This window comes from Candidatus Methanoperedens sp. BLZ2, assembly GCF_002487355.1.
Classification (GTDB): Archaea; Halobacteriota; Methanosarcinia; order Methanosarcinales; family Methanoperedenaceae; genus Methanoperedens.
In genome coordinates, this window is record NZ_NTMG01000016.1 from 1 (window position 1) to 3,124 (window position 3,124).

Annotated in this window: 4 protein-coding genes; 2 read left to right on the forward strand and 2 right to left on the reverse strand. The window is 40.6% G+C overall.

Annotated elements, in window-relative coordinates:
- Positions 1 to 100: 100 nt before the first annotated feature.
- Both CL181_RS01015 and CL181_RS01020 read right to left on the reverse strand, forming a co-directional pair.
- Positions 101 to 511 carry a PIN domain-containing protein gene (locus CL181_RS01015; protein WP_097297384.1) on the reverse strand — a complete coding sequence of 137 codons (411 nt, stop codon included), beginning with the start codon at positions 509 to 511 and terminating at the stop codon, positions 101 to 103.
- Positions 512 to 739, reverse strand: coding sequence for an AbrB/MazE/SpoVT family DNA-binding domain-containing protein (locus tag CL181_RS01020; RefSeq protein WP_097297385.1), 228 nt, complete (start codon positions 737 to 739; stop codon positions 512 to 514). It lies immediately after the preceding gene.
- 109 nt (positions 740 to 848) lie between these two features.
- Between CL181_RS01020 and CL181_RS01025 the strand changes: the two genes are divergently transcribed.
- Positions 849 to 2,369 (forward strand): 2-isopropylmalate synthase, encoded by a 1,521-nt coding sequence (locus tag CL181_RS01025; protein WP_097297386.1) that lies wholly within the window; start codon positions 849 to 851, stop codon positions 2,367 to 2,369.
- A gap of 295 nt (positions 2,370 to 2,664) precedes the next feature.
- Positions 2,665 to 3,124: hypothetical protein (locus tag CL181_RS01030; protein ID WP_141398750.1), on the forward strand; the 460-nt coding region annotated here is incomplete at its 3' end.

Here is a 3,124-nt window from a genome sequence, read left to right on the forward strand (position 1 = left end):
CCCAAACGGAAGGGGTAGCTCTTGGCAATACATGATGTAACTTCTTGTCACGGGTGATCTCTGCGCCCTCTGTGGTTTTTTTTCAAACTGAATTGTAAAATTATTTACCAAGTTTCAATGCAGTTTTCAGGTCAATTGGTTTTATAAGATTCTTTACAGAATTAAAATGGTCATCATCTGTCAGGATATATTTGACATTCTCAACTATTCCGGTCGCTGCGATGAGCGAATCCGCTGTTGGGATATCATATTTCAGGTGTAGTTCTCCAGCATGTTTAGCGATAGTTCTGTCCACATCCACAAAAATAAGATTGGAGGTCACCAATTTGTCAAGATCACCATGCATCCGTTCTTTATCTTTCATGCCATGTATCTTGATAAGTTCGGTTATCGTGATCACCGAAGCAAGTCCAGTTATTTTTTTATTATGTATAGATTGTGCAAGTTCAAAATATGAATCATCGATGAGCAAGTCAGCCACATGCATCGTATCGATCAAGATCGTGTTCATCTAATACCTGTCTTCTTTACGCATATCTTCGATTTGCTTTCTCACAGCTTTAGGATCAAGATCAGACCATGATCCACAAAGCGTTCGAAGATCAGTCGGGGGCAGAATTTTAAGATAACCATCCTCCTCTATAATGACGAGCTTTTCACCTTTCTCAAGCCTGTACTTTTTTCTGATATTCGCAGGTATCACTATCTGCCCCTTTGTACTCATGGTTATAGTTTCCATATCTTACTGGTAAGACAGCATAGAACATATATTTTATCATGACTTATTAGAAAAAGCCTTTATACAATAAAACGGTATTGAAGCTTGATAACCATGATAAACGCGAGGGATCGTCTTTTACACCATTGAATCGCTAAGGAACAAGAAAATAAGCATTTTTGATACTACGCTGCGTGACGGGGAGCAGACTCCGGGCGTATCGCTTACATTTGATGAAAAACTTCTCATAGCCCGGCAGCTTGATAAACTCGGTGTGGATATTATCGAGGCGGGTTTCCCGATGTCATCTGAGGGCGAAAAGGCTTCAGTCAGGAAAATTGTGGATGCCGGGTTAAACCTCAAGGTCTGCGGACTGGCAAGGGTCATAAAATCCGATATTGATACCTGTCTTGATTGTGGAGTAGATATGGTACATACTTTTGTTTCTACTTCCGATGTCCAGAGGATATCAACTATCAAGAAAAGCAGGGACGAAGTTTACAGCATGGCAATTGATGCAGTGGAATATATTAAAGACCATGGAGCAAAATGCATGTTCTCTGCCATGGATGCAACCCGCACGGATGCTGATTATTTGATCAATATTTATAAAGGCGTGGAGTCTGCGCATTGTGACATAATAAACGTGCCCGATACAGTGGGCGTGATCGTGCCATCTGCCATGTATAAATTGATAGGTGAAATAGCTAAGAACGTCAAAATCCCAATCGATGTGCACTGCCATAATGATTTCGGGCTTGCAGTTGCAAACAGCCTCTCGGCTGTGGAAGCAGGAGCAAGCCAGGTACAGGTCACGGTCAATGGTCTTGGCGAGCGTGCAGGAAATGCAGACCTTGCTGAGACTGTAATGGGATTGCATGCTTTGTATGGCGCAAAGACCAATATCAAAACAAAGTATATTGTTGAGACATCTCATCTTGTGGAAAGATTGACAGAGGTGAGGATGCCTCCGACAATGCCTATTGTCGGGGATAATGCTTTTGCCCATGAATCAGGCATACATACGCACGGGGTTCTCGTACGGTCAGATACCTTTGAGCCTGGCGTCATGACCCCGGAAATGGTGGGGCACAAAAGGCGCATTGTGCTCGGGAAGCATGCAGGAAAACATGCCGTAAAACAATCGCTTGAATTCGCAGGACTGCAACCTGATGATGAGCAATTGAATGAAATAATGAAACGCATCAAGGATATTGGCGATAAAGGCAAACGTGTCACAGATGCTGATCTCTATTCTATTGCAGAATCCATAATGGGTAATATATCAAAGTCTGAACAGGCTATAGTCCTGAAAGAAGTATCAGTCATGACAGGGAACATTATAACCCCGACAGCGACTGTAAAAGCCATCGTTAACGGACAGGAGCGTCTTGGCGCTCATATCGGCGTCGGGCCGGTTGATGCTGCGCTAAATACAGTAACAAGCATTCTTGGCGAGTATAAATTCAAATTGCGCGATTTCAGGATAGAAGCCATTTCAGGCGGATCTGATGCACTTGCAGAAGTTCTCATCGGAGTTGAGGATGAGAAGGGCAGGATCGTTTCAGCGCGCGCAACGAATGAGGATATTGTAATGGCATCTGTTGAAGCATTGGTGGCCGCAATTAACCAGTTGATGAGAAAGAGATGAAGGCTTCGAAACGCTGTACTTTCCGTTCTCTTTAAGCAGTATTAATCCTTTTTTTTCTTTTTGTTAAGCAAAATGATGAGATTCTTTTTTTAGTATTACTTTCACTCCGCTTTGCCATCATCTATATGCTCATAGAGTTATTTTTCATTGAGGTGACTGATATGAATTCATTCCGAGCGGTCTCACAAGACAAGCATCTGAACATATACGAACCGAGAGAAGAGGTCAACTCAATAAGATACATGGAACAGCAATTCAAAGTATAGAAACAGAACCAAGAGAGAAGAAACATTATATGAACATTCCGACAGTTAATAACATACAAATTTATATTACTGCACTTATATTAGTTGTAGCAACATTGACATTTTTATTTGGGCCTGGTATCCTGGAAAAAAAGAAATTAGAGAAACGTGAAAAAATAATGTTGAAAAATCATTTAAAAGAATTCGTATCTTTTTGGAAAAATGAGAGCCACATCAATGACATTGACAGCGAAATAAAAGAATTAAATAAAAAAGGAAATGAGATAAGAGATTTAGAAATTAGCCTGTTATCACATAATATTGCAGATAAAACTGATAATATTGGAAACAAAATTATAAAACTATCAAAAACCTTAAAATTTAATAATGATGAAAGCAGAAGAGAATTTGAGAGAAAAGGTAATGAGCTTGTTTTAGAAGTGGAGGCATTTCTTGGTGAACTACCCCTTGCTCTCACAAGGGGCTTCCCGCTTCATTGCTTCCCTATTG